The 15148-nt window shown below is 55.6% G+C and carries 15 protein-coding genes; 12 read left to right on the top strand and 3 right to left on the bottom strand.

The window, feature by feature from the left end:
* Positions 1 to 135 precede the first annotated feature (135 nt).
* From HH1059_RS10515 to HH1059_RS10475, 9 genes are all read left to right on the top strand, one after another.
* A complete protein-coding gene (locus HH1059_RS10515) occupies positions 136 to 3372 on the top strand; it encodes an LAGLIDADG family homing endonuclease (RefSeq protein WP_096410109.1) in 3237 nt (1078 codons plus the stop codon).
* A gap of 20 nt (positions 3373 to 3392) precedes the next feature.
* Positions 3393 to 4103 (top strand): TSCPD domain-containing protein, encoded by a 711-nt coding sequence (locus HH1059_RS10510; RefSeq protein ID WP_096410108.1) that lies wholly within the window; start codon positions 3393 to 3395, stop codon positions 4101 to 4103.
* 28 nt (positions 4104 to 4131) lie between these two features.
* Positions 4132 to 5097 carry a patatin-like phospholipase RssA gene (rssA, locus tag HH1059_RS10505; RefSeq protein WP_096410107.1) on the top strand — a complete coding sequence of 322 codons (966 nt, stop codon included), beginning with the start codon at positions 4132 to 4134 and terminating at the stop codon, positions 5095 to 5097.
* A gap of 42 nt (positions 5098 to 5139) precedes the next feature.
* Positions 5140 to 5721, top strand: a complete 582-nt coding sequence (locus tag HH1059_RS10500; protein WP_096410106.1) for a YajG family lipoprotein — start codon at positions 5140 to 5142, stop codon at positions 5719 to 5721.
* Positions 5718 to 6233, top strand: coding sequence for a hypothetical protein (locus tag HH1059_RS10495; RefSeq protein WP_096410105.1), 516 nt, complete (start codon positions 5718 to 5720; stop codon positions 6231 to 6233). The genes HH1059_RS10500 and HH1059_RS10495 overlap by 4 nt, the downstream gene beginning before the upstream one ends.
* A gap of 127 nt (positions 6234 to 6360) precedes the next feature.
* Entirely contained in the window at positions 6361 to 7161 is an 801-nt protein-coding gene (locus tag HH1059_RS10490; protein ID WP_096410104.1) for a MotA/TolQ/ExbB proton channel family protein, read from the top strand.
* Complete coding sequence (locus HH1059_RS10485) at positions 7151 to 7549, top strand: ExbD/TolR family protein (protein WP_096410103.1); 399 nt, start codon at positions 7151 to 7153, stop codon at positions 7547 to 7549. The genes HH1059_RS10490 and HH1059_RS10485 overlap by 11 nt, the downstream gene beginning before the upstream one ends.
* Positions 7550 to 7551: 2 nt before the next feature.
* On the top strand, positions 7552 to 7950 hold the full coding sequence (locus tag HH1059_RS10480) for an ExbD/TolR family protein (RefSeq protein WP_096410102.1): 399 nt from the start codon (positions 7552 to 7554) through the stop codon (positions 7948 to 7950).
* The gene (locus HH1059_RS10475; RefSeq protein WP_207148213.1) at positions 7950 to 8789 is read left to right on the top strand and encodes an energy transducer TonB; all 840 of its coding nucleotides are present in this window, start codon (positions 7950 to 7952) and stop codon (positions 8787 to 8789) included. Before HH1059_RS10480 ends, HH1059_RS10475 begins: the two co-directional genes overlap by 1 nt.
* Before the next feature lie 184 nt (positions 8790 to 8973).
* Here the strand turns inward: HH1059_RS10475 and HH1059_RS10470 are convergent, their stop codons facing one another.
* The gene (locus HH1059_RS10470; protein WP_231901942.1) at positions 8974 to 10260 is read right to left on the bottom strand and encodes a TRAP transporter large permease; all 1287 of its coding nucleotides are present in this window, start codon (positions 10258 to 10260) and stop codon (positions 8974 to 8976) included.
* Positions 10254 to 10811: a TRAP transporter small permease gene (locus HH1059_RS10465; RefSeq protein ID WP_096410101.1), complete on the bottom strand. Its 558-nt coding sequence runs from the start codon at positions 10809 to 10811 to the stop codon at positions 10254 to 10256. The genes HH1059_RS10470 and HH1059_RS10465 overlap by 7 nt, the downstream gene beginning before the upstream one ends.
* Positions 10812 to 10920: 109 nt before the next feature.
* Between HH1059_RS10465 and HH1059_RS10460 the strand changes: the two genes are divergently transcribed.
* Positions 10921 to 11958, top strand: a complete 1038-nt coding sequence (locus tag HH1059_RS10460) for a TRAP transporter substrate-binding protein (protein ID WP_096410100.1) — start codon at positions 10921 to 10923, stop codon at positions 11956 to 11958.
* Positions 11959 to 12020: 62 nt separating this feature from the next.
* Positions 12021 to 12599 carry a thioredoxin family protein gene (locus HH1059_RS10455; protein ID WP_096410099.1) on the top strand — a complete coding sequence of 193 codons (579 nt, stop codon included), beginning with the start codon at positions 12021 to 12023 and terminating at the stop codon, positions 12597 to 12599.
* 118 nt (positions 12600 to 12717) lie between these two features.
* Here the strand turns inward: HH1059_RS10455 and HH1059_RS10450 are convergent, their stop codons facing one another.
* Positions 12718 to 13524, bottom strand: a complete 807-nt coding sequence (locus HH1059_RS10450) for a cytochrome C assembly family protein (RefSeq protein WP_096410098.1) — start codon at positions 13522 to 13524, stop codon at positions 12718 to 12720.
* A 205-nt stretch (positions 13525 to 13729) separates the two neighbouring features.
* Here HH1059_RS10450 and ffh point away from each other — a divergent pair, with 205 nt between their 5' ends.
* The gene (gene ffh / locus HH1059_RS10445) at positions 13730 to 15130 is read left to right on the top strand and encodes a signal recognition particle protein (RefSeq protein WP_096410097.1); all 1401 of its coding nucleotides are present in this window, start codon (positions 13730 to 13732) and stop codon (positions 15128 to 15130) included.
* The last annotated feature ends 18 nt before the right edge of the window (positions 15131 to 15148 follow it).

Genomic DNA, 15148 nt, shown 5'->3' with positions numbered 1-15148 from the left:
AGTGTTATCTGTTGCGCATCCGCAAAATTTCATACAGCACTTAGCGCCGCGGCTGAGCGTACCTGCTCTGCTAGCGTTAGCTGTCGTGTGTTCAACGCAAAAAAGTTAAATATACCGGGGAGAAGGCGTTTCGAGATGACAGAAGCTGCCGCAAAGAAGAAAAGCAAAGGTGCCTCACGTCGTTCATCGGCCGATGTGCCGTTTCAAAGCGCATCGCTCGATATCTGGGACAAGAAATATCGGCTCAAGACCAAGGAAGAGCATCCCGTCGATGGCAGTATCGACGAGACTTACCAGCGAGTAGCCAAGGCGCTTGCTGAAGTCGAGGAGAGTAAGGCGAAGCAGGAGCATTGGTATGAGCGGTTTCTCTGGGCGCTGCGTCACGGGGCAGTGCCCGCTGGGCGGATAATCTCCAATGCCGGTTCCTGGGACCATAAGCCGGCCACATCGACTATCAACTGTACGGTATCAGGCACTATCAATGATTCCATGGATGGCATTCTCAAGCGTGTTCATGAGGCTGGTTTGACGCTTAAGGCCGGCTGCGGCATCGGCTACGAGTTTAGTACCCTGCGTCCTCGTGGTGCTTATGTTTCCGGGGCGGGCGCGTACACCTCAGGGCCGCTGTCGTTTATGGATATCTACGACAAGATGTGCTTTACCGTCTCGTCTGCCGGTGGCAGGCGGGGGGCGCAAATGGCGACTTTTGATGTCGGTCACCCTGATGTTACCGACTTCATCCGGGCCAAGCGTGAGGATGGCCGGTTGCGTCAGTTCAATTTCTCGTTGTTGATATCTGATGGGTTCATGGAGGCGGTAGAGGCCGATGGTGAGTGGCCGCTGGCGTTTCCGCTGACCGAGGCTGAAGTGGCAGCCGAGGGTATCGATCTGGATGATGAGCAACAGGTCCTCTGGCGTGAGTGGCCGAGCAAAGAGGGCTACGTTACCGATGGTGAGGGCAGGGTTGCATGCCGCATCTATCAGAAGGTCAAGGCCCGACATCTGTGGAACTTGATAATGACCTCCACTTACGACTACGCGGAGCCTGGGTTCATCCTGATCGATCAGTACAATGAGCTGAACAACAACTGGTTCTGCGAGGAGATCCGCGCCACCAATCCATGTGTTACCGCAGATACTTGGGTGCAGACCGACCAAGGGCCGCGCCAGGTGGCGGATCTGCTTGGGAGACCGTTCCGGGCCCGCGTCCACGGCGAGGATTACGCGACCGGTGCCGACGGCTTTTTCCACACTGGCCGCAAGCCCGTGGTTCGTCTGCGCACTAGGGACGGCATGAGCCTGCGCCTGACCGCGGATCATAGGGTTCGCCGCGTCACTCAGCTCACCCCGTGGGGACGCGATGAGCAGTGGTGCCCCGCCGGAGAGCTAGCCGCCGGTGATCAGGTGGTTCTCCACGATCATCGCAGTGGTGCTCAATGGGGTGGACGCTACAGCGAGGATGATGGCTATTTGATGGGGCTGCTAATTGGTAATGGGGCGATTAGGGATGATGGCCAAGCAACCCTGTCACTGCAGCCTCCGGCGGCTGTTGCCAATGACTCCCAGCTCAGCGGCGTTGCCGGTGTTATGGCCGCTGCCGAAAGGGCGGTTAGCCGTTATCAGTACGGCGCAGATACTGTGGCCTGGCAAGAATCACCAGAGGGCGACGGGCTTCTGCTCACGACAGGGGCTCTTGGTAAGCTGGCCACCGAGCTGGGTGTAGACCCACGGGCTATGCAGCCCACCGCTGAGATGGAGCGAAGCTCCAGCGATTTCCACCGTGGCTTCCTGCGCGGTCTGTTTGATGTGGAGGGCTGCCTCATCCAGGCGGGGCAGCATACAGATGCATCTGTTTGCCTGGCGTACTCCGAGCGCGCGAGCTTGGAGCAGATCCAGCGGATGCTCCTGCGCTTGGGGATCGTCGGTCGTATCCGAGTTGGTCAGGCCCAGCATGAGCTGCTCATCACCGGCGAGAATCTGCGCACCTTCCGTGACGAGGTGGGCTTCGCCGATACCGACAAGCGCCGGCGGCTGGATGCAGCCCTTAGTAGCTGCCAGCATCGGCTCAATCGCGAGCGCTTTGTCGCTGAGGTCGCCTCGGTGGAGGCCGACGGTGAGGCGGATGTCTACGATGTTCAGGTACCAGGTGTGAATGCCTTCGATGGCCACGGTGTCATGGTCCACAATTGCGGCGAGCAGGGGCTGCCGCCCTACGGGGCATGTCTGCTTGGCTCGGTCAACTTGACCATGTTTGTTCGTGATCCGTTTACCGCCAAGGCACGCTTTGACTGGGACACCTTCCGCGAGGTGGTCAGCGTGTTTTCCCGGATGCTCGATAATACTGTCGAGATCAATGGCTTGCCACTCTCGGAACAGCGCCGGGAGATCGAGCGCAAGCGCCGCCACGGCATGGGCTTTCTCGGCCTCGGTTCAACCGTGACTATGCTGCGGATGCGCTACGGCGATGAGGAGTCGGTGGCGTTCACCGAGGAGGTGGCCAAGCAACTTGCCCTGGTGGGCTGGCAGAGTGCTCTGGATTTGGCTCGGGAGAAGGGGCCAGCACCGATCATGGAGGAGATGTACAAGATCACCCCCGAACTTATGCGCAAGCGCCCGGAATTGGCCGCAGACGGCTATGAGGTCGGCGAGCATGTGCCAGCAAGGGTGCTCTGGGCACGCTATTCGAGGTATATGCAGAGGATTGCCGAAGTCGAGCCTGAGCTAGTTGACGAGTTGGCCAACATCGGTGGCCGCTTTACTCACCATAGCTCGATCGCGCCAACCGGAACCATATCCCTGTCGCTTGCCAACAATGCTAGCAACGGGATTGAGCCTTCGTTTGCTCACCACTATGTGCGTAATCTGATTCGTGAGGGGCGAAAGACGAAGGAATCGGTGGATGTCTTCTCCTTTGAGCTGCTCGCCTATCGCCATTTCATCAATGAGGCGGCGATGCCGGAGAGCTCTGACGCCGAACTAGGCGGGCTGCCTGACTACTTTATCAGCGCCGAAGATGTCACCCCTAAGCAGCACGTTGATATCCAGGCAGCTGCTCAGAAGTGGGTCGACTCCTCGATATCGAAGACGGCCAATGTGCCTACCGATTATCCCTATGAGGATTTCAAAGATATTTACCGTTATGCTTATCAGATGGGGCTGAAAGGGTGTACAACATTTCGTTTTAACCCTGAAGTATTTCAGGGCGTGCTGGTCAAGGAAAAGGACTTGGCCGATACAACCTATCGCTTCCGTCTTGAGGATGGCAGTGTGCTTGAGGCGCGGGGCGATGAAGAGATCGAATATGACGGTGAAGTACACACCGCAGCAAATCTTTACGAGGCCCTCAAAGAAGGTTATTACGGTAAGTTCTAGATACAGAGGCGATATTTATCATGGCGAGGAAAAAGATAGACCAGGCCATAATCGACTATGAGGTCGCGCGGGGTGGTTCTAGCTCAGCTGAGGCGTCAAATGCTACGGACGATCAGAGCGGGTCTGATATCGAGCATATGCATGAGCAGATCGAGCGACCTGAAGCTCTCCACGGCTCGACTTACAAGATAAAAACGCCGCTATCCGAGCACGCCCTATATGTGACCATCAACGATGTAATCCTCAATCCGGGCACCGAGCATGAGCTAAGGCGGCCGTTCGAGATATTCATAAATTCGAAAAACATGGACCACTTTCAGTGGATAGTTGCCTTGACCAGGATCATCTCAGCGGTCTTTCGCAAAGGCGGCGACTGCACCTTTCTCGCCGAAGAGCTGCGCTCGGTATTCGACCCGCGGGGCGGCTATTTCAAGAAGGGTGGCCGGTTTATGCCGTCGCTGGTCGCCGAGATAGGCGATGTTATCGAGACCCATCTGCGCAGCATCGGTATGCTTGATCCGGAGGGGCTCGATGAGCACCAGAGGCGCTTTATAGCTCAGAAGAGAGCGGAGATCGAGGGCGGCGGTCCGGCTGCTAATAATGGCGATGGCGAGCGAGGGTCCGCTTTTCCTGAGGGAGCGCAACTCTGTAACAAATGCCAAACTAAGGCTATGGTAGATATGGACGGCTGCCTGACCTGCCTTAACTGCGGCGAGTCAAAGTGTGGGTAAAAAAGTATCAGCAGAGCCTAATAATCAAATGGAGCAACAGCAAAACACTGCAAAGCCGCGTATCGGTTTGGCTCTGGGGAGTGGTTCGGCCAGGGGTTGGTCCCACATTGGAGTTATCAGGGCCTTGGAGAAGGCCGGAGTAGAGCCTGCTGTTGTTGCCGGAACCTCGATCGGTGCCCTTGTTGGGGCATTTTACGCCGCTGGCCAATTGGATGCGCTTGAGCCGTGGGTGCGCAACCTAGGCAGACGCGAGGTTATAGGCATGCTTGACCCTAAGCTGCGGGGCAGTGGCGGGTTGATAGAAGGGCAGCGGCTGCACGATTTCTACCATGAGCATCTAGCGGGAGCTGATCTAGAATCGCTGCCGGTGCGCTTTGCTGCTGTGGCGACTACTCTAGGGCGAGGAGCAGAGGTTTGGCTGCACGAAGGTGATGTCGCCGACGCTGTGAGGGCCTCAACCGCGCTCCCTGGGATCCTTAGCCCGGTACCTAGAGGCAAAGACTGGCTGGTTGATGGGGGGTTAGTTAACCCGGTGCCGGTAAGTGTCTGCCGAGCTTTTGGTGCCGATGTTGTGATTGCCGTCAATCTTAATGGTGACCTGGTTGGCCGGCATATCCGGGAGCCGACCCATCATGCCGGGAACCACTCTCTAGAGATGGATAAGCTGATCCAGCAGTTGCCTAAAGGGATGCGGGAAAGGGCTCAGGTTCTAGCCGGGTTATGGGATAGTTGGTCAGGAGGGGCTGCGGAAGGACAGGAGAAAAACCCAGCTCCAGGGGTGTTTGAGGTTCTCGCCGGTTCGCTTAATATTATGCAAGACCGCATAACGCGCAGCCGTATGGCAGGCGATCCGCCTGAGCTGCTTCTGTCACCACGGCTAGCTCATATAGGTCTGCTTGAGTTCCATCGCGCCGAAGAGGCGATAGGTATCGGTGAGGGCATCGTCGAGCGGATGATGCCGTCGATCAATGATTTGCTTGGACACGCCAAATAAATAACTATATGTTTCAAGCGGGCTTATTAATAAGGGGGTGCTATGAAATTTAAAGGTTTTTTGATTGGGGCAGGAGCTGCGCTGATAGTAGCAGGCTGTGCGCCTAGCGCTCAAAACGTAAAGTTGGAGCCACAGGTAGATGTCGAAGAACGCTTCGCCGAGGAGAGACCCGAGGTGGCCTTGCGGGTCAAAGATAGGCGGTCTCAGCAGATCCTTGGCTACCGTGATCCAGGCCGTGGCATCACGTTGGGAATCGAGGGCTCGCTGGCCGATGTAGTCAGGGAAAGCCTTAGAGAGGCCCTTGAGCGTCAGGGAGTGGCCGTCAAGGAATGGGATGGAGAGGCTGAGAACCGGCTGACAGTGGATATAAAATCATTCGATTATGAGCGCTCTGGAGGCTTTCTGCGGCGACAAATTGATCTTGAGACCAAGTGGGATGTCCTAGGTTCTTTTGAGGGTACTAGGGTAAGCTCGCAGGCTCGAGCGCGCACTTCAGAGAGGATGCTAACAGTCCCTGGCGATGCCAAGAATGAGGAGTTGGTCAATACCATACTCAATCGGGCTATACATCAGGTGGTCACTAATGATGATCTGCTGGAGCAGTTAAGGGAGGTTAAAGATTGAGCACAGAGCAGGGACAAGAACCATTGCAATCCGGCAGCGCTAAGGGCTCGCGAGATCCAGGACAGATCCGCGAGCGCCTGGTCTGGCGCGCCGCGGTGCTTATGCTGTTGGCGGTAACCGGTTGGCTCTTCTATGTCGCCTTCGATGCACAGGAGAGAGCTGAGCAGCTTGAGCAAGAAGTGCTACAGCTGGGCGAAATTGCTGAAGTCGACATAAGCCTAGGGTTTAGTTCTGAGGCCATCGATCGCTTCGAGGCAGCCGGGATAGAGCAGGCCCCAGATGAGCACCTGTTCGCTGATCTGGAAGGGAAGAGCGATTGGCTTGTTGAGAGTTCCAATCTCGATGGCGATGTGGAAATTGTTCGGGACAAGAGCTTGGTTCTCACGGATCATTGGGCTCTGGTCAAGCTGGATACCGACCATGGTGAAGGTAAGGCCTTGCTCAGCTTCAGCCTGGCAGATGATGGCGCCGTCGAGTGGCAGATGCTGGCTAATACCCTAGACCGGGAATAAGAATAACGAGTTGCAGTTACTGGGTTGCTCCGGCGACCCGTTCGCCAGGGAACAGCATAAGATTGAAAATGATTCGCAATACAAATATGATGCGCCGTTAGATTGGGATTTTGTTTGGAGTAGAGGTATGGATAATGCGGGAGCCGACGCCTTGTTGACTGATGGGGGTGCTCTGGAGAGGCTAGGATCGTTACTTGACACGGGCGGCCCGGTTTTGACCCTGCTAAGCATCTTATCCGTGGTCACTCTAGCAATAATCTTGGTCAAGTTTTGGCAATTTGCTGCCGCGCGTTTGCAGGATCGGCGCACCCTGCCAGAGGCAATAGGGCTGTGGCGGCGTGGTGAGTTTGAGGCTGGTGTTGAGCGATTGGAGTCGTCCAAGCATATCGGGGCTGAGGTGTTGGCTACGGCGATGCGTGGCCGACTGGAACATGGCAGTGCTGATGATGAAAGATTGCGCGAGGAGGTTACCAGGCTCGCCACCGGTCGCTTAGAACAACTGCGCAGCCATTTGCGCGGGCTTGAGGCTATTGGAGTCCTAAGCCCTTTGTTGGGGCTCTTGGGTACCGTGTTGGGTATGATTGAGGCATTCCGCCAACTTGAGGCGGCTGGCAGCCAAGTCGACCCGTCAGCTCTTTCCGGGGGGATCTGGGAGGCGCTGCTTACTACAGCTGCTGGTTTGGCCTTGGCAATCCCAGCGGTAGCCATGTTGACCTGGTTAGAGAGGATAGTTGAGCGTTTTCGCACCCGATTGGAAGATGCGGTTACCCAGGTATTTACTACTCCGCCGCCTGTATCAGGCGCTCAGGGTGGGCAGAGCGTAGGTGATGATCAGCTATCGGCTGACGAGGCGGCAGGGCGAGAGCACGACTCTGAAGGTTCACATCTGAAATCGGTTAATGGCAACCGTGCTGTAAATGCAAATTGAGCAACCCCAACGCCGCCGGCGCCTGGTTAGTCTGACCCCGCTGATAGATGTTGTATTCATATTGTTGATTTTTTTTATGCTGGCTTCAACTTTTGTTGATCAGCATATATTCAGTGTTGATGCGCCGGCGCAGGATACCGCGGCTACGCAAGATGATGATGTTCAGCCGCTGCGCATCAGGGTTGATGAGGATGGCTATCGGGTGGATGAGCAGCTGCTGGATAGGGATGCGGTGATAGACAAGCTGCGTAAGTTGGCTGCTGATGAAGACGAGCCTAGGGTGCAGGTGTTGGCGGTGGCAGAGGCTCCAGTTAGGGCGGTAATTAAGTTGATCGACTGGTCTGCGGGTGCAGGCATTGAGGATGTGGCGGTGATTCGGGAGGAGTAGTCTTGAAGTTACCAGCACCTCAGCGCAAAGAGCCTGAAGAGAATGTTATCCCGCTGATTAATATTGTCTTTTTGCTTTTGATCTTTTTTATGGTGGCGGGCACCTTGACCCCCAGCCAGCCGTTCGACATCGATTTGCCAGCCACCGAGAAGGGCGGTGAAATGCCCCGCGACCCACTTAGGATATATTTAAGTGGTGATGGGAGGGTGGCTCTGGCTGATGAGGAGGTTTCGGTAGAGGACCTCGAAAGCAGGATAGCGGCGCAATTGGATGAATCTCCCGATTTGCCGGTGCAGATAGAAGCCGACGGCTCTGCACAGTCGAAGGTTTTGCTCGATGTAATGGATGCCTTACGGGATGCTGGGGTTGAGAGGGCCGATCTGGTGACCCGCAGGGAGTGATGGCAGTGGAGGTGCGAGCAAGACAATGGTTGGCAGCTCTAGTTATAGCTTTAGGCGTGCATCTAGGTGCCCTAGCTTGGTTGCCTAGAGATACTGACGAGCCGGATGAGGTACACGCTCCGGAGGGGGTGGAGATCGTTTTGGCAGGTGCTCCGGAGCAGCCAGCTGAGGAGGTCGAAGAGACCGAAGAGGATGAGCCTGACGAGGAGCCGGAACCAGAACCTGAACCCGAACCCGAGCCCGAGCCCGAGCCGGAACCGGAGCCAGAACCGGAACCGGAGCCCGAGCCGGAACCGGAACCCGAACCGGAACCCGAACCGGAACCGGAACCGGAACCTGAGCCGGAACCTGAGCCCGACCCGGAACCGGAGCCCGAGCCCGAGCCCGAGCCTGAGCCGGACCCCGAACCCGAACCGGAGCCGGAACCGGAGCCGGAGCCAGAACCGGAACCCGAGCAGCAGCAACTGGAGCAAAACCCAATCCCAGAGTTGCCCGAGGCCGATGAGCTGGTTGAAGCACAGCCTGAGGAGGGTACTCCCGGCACAGAAGCCGATGTCACTGATTCATACTTAGCTGATATCCATAGGGCACTGCAGGGCGAACAGCGCTACCCCCGTTCGGCTGAACGCAGGCGTTTGGAAGGAACCGTCGAGCTTTATTTTGTGTTGAATGCTGATGGTACGGTTGAAGAGTGGCGGATAGAGTCCGGGTCAGGTCACGGTGTGCTTGATGAGGAGGTAGAGAGGATGATTGATTCAGTGCAGCTGCCCTCTATCCCTGAAGAAGAGGGGATAGATCGACTGCAGCTTACTGTGCCGATCGAGTTTAGGCTGCGGTGAGGGGAAATCTTTTCAACTGAGGAACCTCTAAAATTTCCCCGGTGCCATCATCTGCCCCGGTGTGGAGGACGCCGTAAACCCTTCCCTGGAGGCTTCATGGCGCCATCCCTGGCGCCAAGACCTCCACACCGGGGTTGATGATGGCGCCGGGGGGCGGTTCTTAGAGGCACCTATTGGAACTTATTCACTTAAACGCTAAATCGCGCAGGAAAAGCGCGATCTGTGGGAAAGCGATCACTAGTATGGTCGCTATAACCATTATCAGAATAAATGGCGGGGTGCCCTTGATAACATCGAAATAAGGTCGCCTGAATACCGCCATCGCTGTGAAAAGATCGACCCCGAAGGGTGGTGTTGCTGAGCCGATTGCCGCCTGCATAACCACTATGGTTCCTACAAGAACCGGATCAAGGCCGGTAGCCGTCACTAATGGGGCAAGAATGGGGGTAAATATCAATATGACTACTATGGGGTCGACGAACATGCAGCCGACGAAATATATCAGCGCAATCACCAAAAGGGCTAGCTGAGGGTTATCGCCAACAAACTCAATAAGTGGCCCAATAAGCTCTTGCGGGATTTGGGCAAAAGAGATTGAGTAGGCGAATGCCTGCCCTGCGGCAACCAAAATGAAAACAACTGCCGTGATCAGGCCAGTAGAGCGCGCCACTGAGAACAGATCGCTAAGCCGCAGGCTTCGATAGACAAGAAGCTCCAGGATAGCAGCGTAGAGCACTGATATGGATGCGGCCTCGGTAGGGGTAAAAACCCCGCTGTAAATTCCGCCAATGACTACAACAGGCAGCCCGAAGGCTGGGAAGGCCCGTAATAAAGCGCGCCCGCGCTCTGACCAGGCGGCTCGGGGTTGCGGAGCAATGCCTTGCCAGCGAGTGTAGGCATAGCACCAAACACTGATCATCAAAACGATCAGCAGTCCTGGGCCAATTCCGGCAATAAACAACTGTGCCGGTGATGTTTGAGCAACAACACCGTAGACAATCATGCCGATACTAGGGGGTATAAGCAGCGCAACATCACTGGCGTTAACGATGAGGGCAAGCGTGAAAGAGTCCTTGTATCCGGCCTTTAGTAGGCGAGGACGCAAGGGTGATCCCATAGCTACAACGGTGGCCTGAGTTGATCCGGAAACGGCGCCGAAAAGCGTGCAGCTTACCGCGGTGGTTATCGGCAGACCGCCGCGGAGGTGGCCGAGAAAGCTGCTAACTAGATCGAGTAATGTATGCGCGGTGCGACCGCGCGTCATCAGATCGGCGGCTAGGATAAACATCGGCACCGCTGAAAGAACTACCGGTTGAACACCGCTAATCATCTGTCTGATTAAGTCAGACGGGTCAAGAAACGGCATCTCCAGCCACATGACTATCAATGCCCCGACTATCAAGGGCACCTTTAGCGGGAATCCTGCAATTAACAGGAGTATCATCACGCTCAAGGCGATAGCCGCTACCACTTGGGCTCTCCTTCAGAGGGTTCTTGTTCGTAGCGCTCGCGCTCTTGAAAAGAGCGATGTATGCCAGCCGTGCTGAGGTTGCGCCAGGCGGTCAGTGAGTATTGAATAGCGCCAAGGAACAGGCCTGCCGGAACTATGGCGTAGGCTGCCCAGACAGGGATGCTTAGAGCGGTCGTTGTTCTGCCGCCCTGATAAGTGCTGAGCACATAAATGAGGGCAAAATAGCTCAGATAGAAAAGCAGTGCTGCGCTGCCGACACTGATGGTTACTAACAATGCCTTACGGATTATACCGCGCAGCTGATCGTAGAGCGCCGTCATGGCTATGTGACGAGCTCGGCGTACAGCGTAGGCTAAGCCCGCGAAGGTGATCCAAATCATGAATATTTCGGTAAGTTCGGAGGCGCCAGGTAGGGTCGTACCGAGGAGGTTGCGTAGCAGGGTGTTGGTTATGGATACTGCCGCTAGTGCTAGGACACCGCCGGCGAGTATTATCGATTCAAAACGCTCTACACCTCGGTCAAGGCGGTGCAGATAGTTTCCGGCTGGCATCGCGCTCTCCCGCGCAGCGGCTTGACGGAGTAAATGATAGCGGTTATGCGTGAGGATATGAAAGTATAAACTTCTTGTGCTTCACAACAGTTAGTCAGGGTGAATCTCAATGCGCCGTTTTTCGCTTCCCATATTGCCCGCCGGATGGTTTGCAGTCTCGATCGCTACTCTATTGCTGGTAGCGTGTGATGATACCGATCAGCCAACTCAGTGGCGTATAGCCCTAGAGGAGGTGGAGGGCAGTATCCAATATCAATATGCACAGCGGTTTGCTGAAGAGGTGGCAGAGCGGACCGAGGGAGAGGTAGAGGTCAATATTTACCCCTACGGGGCCCTAGGAAATATAGAAGATATTTATGAGCAGCTGCAGAATAACGCGGTTCATTTTGCTTTTGGTTCAGGGCGTCTGGGGGCCACCGTACCCGAGAGCCAACTCTTTAGTCTCCACTTCGTGCTCAGTGACGATGAACTGGTCAACACCAGGGCCCTTAACAGCCCCGATTTTCTCTGGAGTGAAGATCTGCAGCAGGCTTATCAGGAGCGCCGTTTCCAGCTGCTTTCGCTGCTCCCCGAGGGCTGGCAGGTTTGGAGCGCTAATCAGCCCATCCGCACACCGGCGGATTTCTCCGGGGTGCAGATCCGTATCATGGATAACCGCTTGCTGCGTGAAACCTACCGCGCTTACGGTGCTGACCCGACGCCTATGGAGTACGGCGAGCTTTATAGCGGGTTGCAGCAGGGGGTAGTTGATGCTGCGATACAACCATTTTTCGCGCACCAAGAGATGGGCTTTTACGAGGTGCAGGATTATTTGATATCCGCCCGCCAATCGCAGTTTGTGGCAAGCTTCATGGCCAGTTCGATCTTTTATGAACGGCTGCCGCGGGATAAGCGCGAAATGCTCCAAGAGATAGCTGCTGATCTAGTCGAATGGGCCCATGAGATGCAGCAGGAGGTTAATGCCGAGCGCCTTGAGCAGATCAAGCAAAATTCAAACATAGAGCTGATTGAGCTCGCTGATAGCGAGAGGGAGGAGTTTAAAGAGCTAGCCCGTCCATTGCGGGCCAGGTTCTCTTCGGAAGTAGGTAGCCGGGGAGAGAGGTTATTGGCTAAGTTACTTGATGAGGTGCAAGAGGCAGAGCAATAGTGGAGTAAATATGCTCTGTAATATCGAATAATCGATAACATGGCATTCTGGAGATAAGCGATATGGTTCAGACTGAGTCAACTATGCTTGATTTGGGCTCCCCAGCGCCCGATTTCGCACTACCCGATACAGATGGAAGGATAGTCAGGTTATCTGATGCGGAAGGCAAGAACGGCCTGCTGGTTGCTTTTATCTGCAATCATTGCCCCTTCGTGAAACATCTGCGTGACGAGTTGGCACGACTTGGCCACGAGTGCCAGGAAAAGGGGGTAGCAATGGTTGCGATTAGCTCTAACAACCCCCAGACACATCCTGACGATAGTCCGCAGAAGATGGCAGAGGAGAAGGCTGCCGCCGGCTATCCGTTTCCCTATTTGTTTGATGAAGAGCAGTCGGTTGCCAAGGACTTCCGTGCCGCTTGCACTCCGGATTTCTTTCTCTTTGACAGTGAGTTGAAGCTGTATTATCGCGGCCGCTTTGATGACAGCACACCCAAGAACGGCCGGCCGATTACAGGCCATGATCTGCGTTCAGCACTAGACTCCTTGCTCAATGGCGAGCAGCCCCCGCAGCCTCAGTATCCGAGTATAGGCTGCAATATAAAATGGAAGCCGGGCAATGAGCCTGATTATTTCGGTTAATCAACGCCGCTACCTGTTTGGTTGAGTTACAGGGAAGATCAACCGACGCTCTGCCTAGTGAGATTGCAGTCCGTTTTGGGATATCTTGGCGCCGGGGTGGCGCCAAGATAGCTCGCGGTTAGCCGTTAAGAATCAACTCGATCACAAACTTCGAGCCGAAGTAGCCGAGCATCAGCGCGACGAAACCTAAGACTGTCCAGCGCACAGCGGTTTGACCTCGCCAGCCCCACAGTGTGTGGCCGAACAAGAGGAAGCCGAAGGCCAGCCAGGATGCAATCGACAGGGATGTCTTGTGGATCATTCCCCCCGATGCAACCTCATCAAAAAAGAAGCCTAGCCCGGTGGCGAGGGATATGGTCAGGGCACTAAAGCCGATAGCAACAAGCCAGAGCAGCTGGCGCTCCATTGTGCGCAAGGCAGGCAGCCGGCGCACAAAGCCTATTGCCCGGCGGTGAGTGCGCAAACGGTTATCCAGTATAGCGACAGTTATTGCCTGTATCACGGCAGCCAGCAATATGGCGTAGGCGGCCATAGAGATGACTATGTGGGTAGTCAGAAATGGGTCGCGGGTAACGCTGGTGCCGGGATCCTCGAACAGGGTGGTTAGAACTGCCAAAGAGGTAATTGGCCAGAGCAATAACCCCAAATGCTCTATACGGTGGCGCAGACTAAACGCCACCACTCCGGCACAAGAGATCCAGGTGACCAGGGATAGGGCGTTAAATATAGAGAGGTTTAGCTCCACTCCGGCCCAAGTGGTTTCGGCAACCAGCACGGCGTGAACGCCTACCGCCGCGGCGGCAAGCGCTAGACCAGTGGAGCGGGCTGGTCCTCGCTCCTCGCCGAAATAGATCCTGTTCCCTATCGCACCGGCGGCTGCTAGGTACAACAGGGCAGTTATGATAGTCAGTGCTAACACGTACATAATCGCAGATCATCCCATACTGAGTGATATTCTGGAAGAGGGATGTGACGAATTGGCAAGTCACAGATTGTTAGTGAAAACTAGCAAGCAGCTGTGTGGTTAAGTATAGTAGCGTTACAAGTATAATAAGTAGCATGCATCTTACTGTTACGCATTGTGCCATTTTTGGTTAGCTCTAATCATCATCAATCTTTAGGTGTCACGTATGTTTGACAACCTTAGCGGCCGTCTCGACTCTGTAGCGCAGCGCATGCGCGGCCAGGGACGGATCACCGAGGACAATATCCAGGAGACTGTGCGCGAAGTACGCATGGCGCTGCTTGAGGCCGATGTCGCCTTGCCGGTGGTGCGCAGTTTTACAGATGAAGTTAAAAAGCGGGCTCTAGGGGCTGAAGTAGCCAAGAGCCTTACTCCTGGACAGGCCTTCATCAAGATCGTGCAGGACGAGTTAGTGCGGGTAATGGGCGGCGAGGCAGCTGAGCCGCTCAACCTTAGTGTCCAACCCCCGGCTACGATCCTTGTTGCCGGTCTGCAAGGTTCCGGTAAGACTACATCGATTGGCAAGCTAGCCCGCTATCTGCGCGAGAGAGAAAAGAAAAAGGTGCTCGTCGTTAGCTGTGACGTCTACCGTCCGGCGGCCATAGAGCAGCTTGAGACACTTGCTAGTCAGGTAGGGGTTGAAGCCTATCCGGTCAGCTCCGGGGATGATCCCCAGCGCATGGCCCGCAAGGCGATAGATCATGCCCGGCGGCACTACTTCGATGTGGTTTTGGTTGATACGGCGGGACGTACCACGGTAGACGATGCGATGATGGATGAGGTCAAACGCCTCCATCGCGCTGTCGATCCTGCTGAGACCCTCTTCGTCGTAGACGCTATGACTGGTCAGGATGCCGCCAAGACTGCGCAGGCCTTTGGCGAGGCTCTGCCGCTAACCGGCGTGGTCTTGACCAAGGCCGATGGTGATGCCCGCGGCGGTGCCGCCCTTTCAGTCCGTCAGATAACCGGTGCCCCCATAAAGTTTATGGGGCTTGGCGAGAAGACTGATGCATTGGAGCCATTTCACCCTGACCGCATAGCATCGCGGATACTCGGTAAGGGCGATGTGGTCAGTTTGGTCGAAGAGGTAGAGCGCTCAGTTGACCAGGAGAAGGCCCGTAAGCTGGAGCAGAAGCTACGCAAGGGCGGCAAGGGCTTCGATTTGGAAGACTTCCGTGAGCAGATGCAGCAGATTAACCAAATGGGCGGTATGGGCAGTATGGTTGAGAAGATGCCGGGGCTAGGCCAGTATGCCGACCAGGTAAAAGAGCAGATGGACGGTAGTTACGTACGTCGCCAATTGGCCATGATCGACTCTATGACCCCCCGCGAGCGGACTCGCCCCGATATCATCAACGGCTCGCGCAAGAGGAGGATTGCCGCCGGTTCAGGAGTCCAAGTACAGGATGTAAACCGCTTGCTCAAGCAGTTCAAGCAGATGCAAAAGATGATGAAGCAGGTTAAGAAAAAAGGCGGCGCGCAACGTCTGGCTCAACAGCTAATGGGCGGCGGTAGCGGCGGTGGCCTTGGCGGAGGTGGAGGACTGCCGCCGGGAATGGGGCGTTAATCAGCTGTGGTGAATGCA

Source organism: Halorhodospira halochloris (genome assembly GCF_002356555.2).
In the GTDB taxonomy this organism is placed as follows: Bacteria; Pseudomonadota; Gammaproteobacteria; order Nitrococcales; family Halorhodospiraceae; genus Halorhodospira; species Halorhodospira halochloris.
This window is presented reverse-complemented; position numbering and strand designations above follow the sequence as displayed.

Bases quoted from the DNA above. Each gene is read 5' to 3' on its own strand.
- HH1059_RS10515 (WP_096410109.1), top strand. From the start codon at position 136: ATGACAGAAGCTGCCGCAAAGAAGAAAAGCAAAGGTGCCTCACGTCGT.
- HH1059_RS10510 (WP_096410108.1), top strand. From the start codon at position 3,393: ATGGCGAGGAAAAAGATAGACCAGGCCATAATCGACTATGAGGTCGCG.
- rssA (WP_096410107.1), top strand. From the start codon at position 4,132: ATGGAGCAACAGCAAAACACTGCAAAGCCGCGTATCGGTTTGGCTCTG.
- HH1059_RS10500 (WP_096410106.1), top strand. From the start codon at position 5,140: ATGAAATTTAAAGGTTTTTTGATTGGGGCAGGAGCTGCGCTGATAGTA.
- HH1059_RS10490 (WP_096410104.1), top strand. From the start codon at position 6,361: ATGGATAATGCGGGAGCCGACGCCTTGTTGACTGATGGGGGTGCTCTG.
- HH1059_RS10485 (WP_096410103.1), top strand. From the start codon at position 7,151: ATGCAAATTGAGCAACCCCAACGCCGCCGGCGCCTGGTTAGTCTGACC.
- HH1059_RS10475 (WP_207148213.1), top strand. From the start codon at position 7,950: ATGGCAGTGGAGGTGCGAGCAAGACAATGGTTGGCAGCTCTAGTTATA.
- HH1059_RS10465 (WP_096410101.1), bottom strand. From the start codon at position 10,811: ATGCCAGCCGGAAACTATCTGCACCGCCTTGACCGAGGTGTAGAGCGT.
- HH1059_RS10460 (WP_096410100.1), top strand. From the start codon at position 10,921: ATGCGCCGTTTTTCGCTTCCCATATTGCCCGCCGGATGGTTTGCAGTC.
- HH1059_RS10455 (WP_096410099.1), top strand. From the start codon at position 12,021: ATGGTTCAGACTGAGTCAACTATGCTTGATTTGGGCTCCCCAGCGCCC.
- HH1059_RS10450 (WP_096410098.1), bottom strand. From the start codon at position 13,524: ATGTACGTGTTAGCACTGACTATCATAACTGCCCTGTTGTACCTAGCA.
- ffh (WP_096410097.1), top strand. From the start codon at position 13,730: ATGTTTGACAACCTTAGCGGCCGTCTCGACTCTGTAGCGCAGCGCATG.